4 protein-coding genes are annotated in these 4,712 nt (G+C 69.1%); all 4 read left to right on the top strand.

Annotated elements, in window-relative coordinates; genetic code table 11:
* A partial coding sequence (locus JMF90_RS24810) for an aldehyde dehydrogenase family protein (protein WP_201325543.1) occupies nucleotides 1-798 on the top strand: 798 nt, incomplete at its 5' end.
* Nucleotides 799-846: 48 nt separating this feature from the next.
* Complete coding sequence (locus tag JMF90_RS24805) at nucleotides 847-2,181, top strand: DUF3100 domain-containing protein (protein WP_011547471.1); 1,335 nt, start codon at nucleotides 847-849, stop codon at nucleotides 2,179-2,181.
* Nucleotides 2,182-2,264: 83 nt separating this feature from the next.
* Nucleotides 2,265-3,455: a M20 aminoacylase family protein gene (locus tag JMF90_RS24800; RefSeq protein WP_012339808.1), complete on the top strand. Its 1,191-nt coding sequence runs from the start codon at nucleotides 2,265-2,267 to the stop codon at nucleotides 3,453-3,455.
* 59 nt (nucleotides 3,456-3,514) lie between these two features.
* A partial coding sequence (locus tag JMF90_RS24795) for an MFS transporter (RefSeq protein ID WP_201325542.1) occupies nucleotides 3,515-4,712 on the top strand: 1,198 nt, incomplete at its 3' end.

The raw sequence follows: 4,712 nt of genomic DNA, 5'->3' as shown, positions 1-4,712 counted from the left end.
GTCGGCTCGCCGGCCACCGGCGCGCGCATCGCCGAGGCCGCCGCGCGCCGCGTGCTGCCCTGCGTGCTGGAGCTGGGCGGCAAGTCGGCCAATATCGTGTTCGCCGATGCCGACCTCAAGCGCGCCGCGCTGACCGCGCAGGCGGCGATCTTCGCCGGTGCGGGCCAGAGCTGCGTGGCCGGCTCGCGTCTGCTGGTGCAGCGCGCCGTCTACGACGAATTCGTCGCGATGGTGGCTGCGGGCGCGAAGAAGATCCGTGTCGGCGCGCCGCTCGACGAGGCGACCGAGGTGGGCCCGATCAACAATCGCAAGCAGTACGACCACGTGATGTCGATGATCGCGAACGGCGTGGCGGCGGGCGCCACGCTCGCCAGCGGCTCGGCCGAGCGCGTCGAGACGGGCCGCGGCGGCTACTTCGTCGCGCCCACCGTGCTGGCCGGCGTGTCGAACGCGATGGAGGTGGCGCGCACCGAGATCTTCGGGCCGGTGGTGGCCGCCATCCCGTTCGACACCGAGGAGGAGGCGATCGCAATCGCCAACGACACCGACTTCGGCCTGGCCGGCGCGGCGTGGACCACCGACGTGGCGCGCGCGCATCGCGTGGCCGCGCAGGTGAATGCCGGCACCTTCTGGGTCAACGGCTACAAGACCATCAACGTGGCGTCGCCGTTCGGCGGCTACGGCATGAGCGGCTACGGCCGCTCGAGCGGGGTCGAGGCGCTGTACGAATACACGCAGACCAAGAGCGTGTGGGTCGAGACGGCGGAAGCGCCGCCCACCGCGTTCGGTTATCTGTAATCACCGGTCCGCATGCGACGGCAGCCGGGCTTCAAGGGGAGATTCGTCATGGAACACGCACTGGGTATCGAGCGCCGCGAGCTGGGCGGCGCGGCCACCGCCAAGGTCCTGCTTTACGCGGCCGGCATTTTGCTGGTCGCCGAATGGATCGGCTCGTTCACGTTCAAGCTCGGACCGGGCAAGGTCGTGCTGCTGCCGATGATCTGGGCGCTGCTGCTCGGCGCCGCGGTGGGGCTGGCCAGCGCGCGCTGGAACAGCAGCGCGCGCCTGAGCGTGCCCGACCAGTTCTTCGCGGCCGCGATCCTGCAGCCGGCGCTGCTGCTGTTCGTCTCCAAGCTCGGGCTGATGGTGGGCAGCGCGCTGCCCAAGCTGGCGTCGGCGGGCTGGGCGCTGGCCTTCCAGGAATTCGGCCACTTCGTCGGCACCATCCTGCTCGGCCTGCCGCTCGCGTTGCTGCTCGGCATCAAGCGCGAGGCGATCGGCGCGACCTTCTCGGTGGGCCGCGAGCCGAGCCTGGCGATCATCGGCGAGAAGTACGGGATGGATTCGGCCGAGGGCCGCGGCGTGCTGGCCGAGTACCTGACCGGCACCGTGTTCGGCGCGGTGTTCATCGCCGTGTTCGCGGGTTTCGTGAGCAGCCTTGGCATCTTCGATCCGCTCGCGCTGGCGATGGGCTCGGGCGTCGGCTCGGGCAGCATGATGGCGGCCGCGTCGGGCGCGATCGCCGCGCAGCAGGACCCGGAGACGGCGAAATCGGTGCTCGCGTTCGCCGCGGCCAGCAACCTGATCACCACCACCATCGGTACCTACTTCACGCTGTTCATCTCGCTGCCGCTCGCAGTCTGGGGCTATCGCGTGCTGGAGCCGTTGATCGGCCGCACCACCAAGGCTTCGGCGCAGCCCGAGGCGGCCAGCCCGTCGCTGGGCGAGGTGCGGACCGAGGCGCCCGCGCTCGGCTACGGCGGCAAGCTGCTGGCCTGGATCGTGACGGCCGCGATGGCGCTGGTGTGCGACTGGATCGCCCACGGCACCACGCCGCTGGCGGGACTGCCGGGGATCGCGATCATGGTGGGCGCGACGATCGTCGGCGACGCGCTGGCGCGCGTGACGGGGCGGCGGATTCCGGCGGTCTGCTGGGTATCGGTGGTGGCGATGTTCCTGACCTCGCCGTGGTCCCCGTGGGCTTCGCAGATCGCCGCGCTCAGCTCGCACAACGATTTCCTCGGCGTGACCACGCCGATGCTGGTGTTCGCGGGGTTGTCGATCGCCAAGGACATCCCGGCCTTCCGCCGGCTCGGCTGGCGCATCGTGCTGGTGTCCTTCGTGGCCAATGCCGGCACCTTCATCGGCGCGACCCTGGTGGCGCAGCTGTTCCATATCTGACGTCTCGCGGCGCGGCGGCGGGCGGCATGGAGCGGCCCACCGCCACGCCACGCCGCGACGACCGCAAAAGTACTTCCCTCCGCATGAAACTGATCGATTCCATCGTCGCGCACGCCGACGAACTGACGGCGATCCGCCGCGATATCCATGCCCATCCCGAGGTGGGTTACGACGTGTTTCGCACCGCCGAACTCGTCGCCGAGCGGCTCGAGCAATGGGGTTACGCCGTCACGCGCGGCGTCGGCCGCACCGGCGTGGTCGGCACCTTGAAGCGCGGCGGCAGCGGGCGTGCGATCGGCCTGCGCGCCGACATGGATGCGCTGCCCGTGCAGGAGGCCAACACCTTCGCGCATCGTTCGACGGTGCCCGGCGCGATGCATGCGTGCGGCCACGACGGGCACACCACCATGCTGCTGGGGGCCGCGCGCCATCTGGCGCGGCACGGCGAGTTCGACGGCACCGTGCAGTTGTTCTTCCAGCCGGCCGAGGAAGCGGGCGGCGGCGCGCGCGCGATGATCGAGGACGGCCTGTTCGAGCGTTTCCCGGTGGATGCCGTGTTCGGGCTGCACAACTGGCCCGGCATCGCGGCTGGCGATTTCGCGGTGCGGCCGGGGCCGCTGATGGCCTCGACCAGCCTGTTCCGGATCGACTTGCGCGGGGCCGGCTGCCACGCGGCCATGCCGCACCTGGGCCGCGATCCGGTGTTCGCGGCGGGGCAGGTGCTGAGCGCCCTGCAGGGGATCGTCACGCGCAACCGCAATCCGATCGACGGCGCGGTGCTGTCGGTCACGCAGGTGCATGCGGGCGAGGCGATGAACGTGGTGCCGACCGATGCCTGGCTCGGCGGCACGGTGCGGACCTTCTCCGATGCGACGCTCGACCTGATCGAGACGCGCATGCGCGCCGTGGTGGCCGCGACGGCCGCGGCCTTCGATTGCGAGAGCGAGGTGGATTTCCAGCGCCAGTATCCGGCTACCGTGAACGATGCCGAACAGACAGCAGTGGCGGTAGCGGTGATGCGCGAGCTGGTGGGCGACGCGCATGTGAACGCGGCCGTCGATCCGACCATGGCGGCGGAGGATTTCTCGTTCATGCTGCGCGAGAAGCCGGGTTGTTATGCGTTCCTCGGGAATGGGGTGGGCGATCATCGCGTGCACGGGCATGGCGGCGGGCCTTGCCTGCTGCATAACGCCAGTTACGACTTCAACGATGCATTGTTGCCGGTGGGAGCGAGTTATTTCGTGAGGCTGGTGGAGCGGGTTCTGGCGCGGTAGGGAGATGGTGCTGGCATACTCTGACGCGTTCCGACCAATCTTGCAGGGGCAAACGCGTGATGCGCGTCGATCAGCCGGCCTTTCTGGGTTCTCTTTTTCTGGCGCGTCTTGCAGACCAGATGCTGCTCTTCCTGGTACCGCTCGTCGTCTTTCAGGTCACCCAGAAAGCGACGTGGTCCGGGCTCGCTTTTTTCATCGAAACGCTCCCGCGATTCATTGCCTTCCCGATCTGCGGTGCACTGAGCGACCGCGTGTCGCCGATTCGCGTGCTGCGAACGAGCCAGGCCAGCCGGGCCGTCGCCTGTTTGATCGGCATCGTCGGCTATGTCGCCTGGAGCGGAATCGGCTGGCTGATCGCGCTGTCCGCCGTATGCGGCGTACTCACGAGCCAGGGTCTCGTCGCCCGGGAGGTGCTGCTGCCGCAGATTTTTCCGCTGCAGCGCTTCGAGAAAGTGCTGGCCCATACGCAGCTCGCCGATCAGTCGGGCGTCGTGCTCGGGCCGATCGTCGCGGCGGCGCTGCTGGGCTTCCGTACCTGGGAGTGGGGCGTCGCTTGCGCGGCGCTACTGTTCGTCGTGGCGGATCTGTTGGCGTTCGTATGGCAACGCACCAGCACGGCGCGCATCGCGCGTCCCGAGCACGCGGTGGGGCCGTGGTATGCGCCGTTCGGCGTCGCGCTGACGCATGTCCTCACGCTGCCGGGGCTCTCGCGGCTCGTCCTGCTCGCGGCGGCGGAAAACCTCGTGATCGGGACGACACTGGCGACGTCGGCTGCGATGGTCACCGGTACGTTTCGGCAGTCGGGCGGTTTCTATGCGGGGCTGCAGGTCGCGGGCGCCGTCGCGACGGTCGTGATCCTGTTGTTCGTCGCGCGTATCGAGGTGTCGCGCGTGCGGCTCGGCATCGTCGCATTCGTCGCGATCGCGGCCGGCGGCCTCGTGATGGGCCTGTCGGGTTCGATTGCGATGTACGTTGCCGGTTTCCTGATGGTCATCGGTTTCGACAAGATGTTCAACGTGTACATCCGCAGCGCACGGCAGGCGATCATCCCCCCTCGGGACTATGGCAAGACGACGGGCGTCATCGTCCTGCTGAACAACGCGACGCAGCCGCTTGCCGGGCTGCTCGTGGGGCTCTTCTCCGGCCGCGGGCGCGTGGCGCTCGTCGTGACGCTGACGTCGATCGGCATGGCGATACTGGGTGGCGCGATCGTTGCCCTCGGCGCGGCGCGGACGCGATCGGCCGCGCGTGTTTCGG

Source organism: Burkholderia sp. E168m23 (genome assembly GCF_016586125.1).
Classification (GTDB): domain Bacteria; phylum Pseudomonadota; class Gammaproteobacteria; order Burkholderiales; family Burkholderiaceae; genus Burkholderia; species Burkholderia orbicola.
This window is presented reverse-complemented; position numbering and strand designations above follow the sequence as displayed.

Coding starts and splice junctions, on each gene's coding strand:
- JMF90_RS24805 (WP_011547471.1), top strand. CDS start 847: ATGGAACACGCACTGGGTATCGAGCGCCGCGAGCTGGGCGGCGCGGCC.
- JMF90_RS24800 (WP_012339808.1), top strand. CDS start 2,265: ATGAAACTGATCGATTCCATCGTCGCGCACGCCGACGAACTGACGGCG.